The 252-nt window shown below is 48.0% G+C and carries 1 protein-coding gene; it reads right to left on the minus strand.

The genetic code is table 11. The annotated features are described in order from the left end of the window. Positions 1-252: AMP-binding protein (locus SB775_RS31890; RefSeq protein WP_410865295.1), on the minus strand; the 252-nt coding region annotated here is incomplete at both ends.

Here is a 252-nt window from a genome sequence, read left to right on the forward strand (position 1 = left end):
TGTCCGTAGCCATCACGTACGGTAATCGAAAACTCCCTGCGGAATGTATCAATCACTTCCCGGTTGAGCGGCTCACCTGCCGAACATGCGGAGCGCAATGCAAGCAGCTTGTATTGATTCAAGTCAGATACTTTTGCCATCAGCCGATACTCGGTTGGAGTCGCACACAATACTGAAACCGGGTACTCTTGCAAAATAGTCAAATAATTCTCTGCGCTGAATCTTCCTTTATATACAAACGCTGTTGCCCCC

The organism is Peribacillus sp. SIMBA_075 (assembly GCF_046534585.1).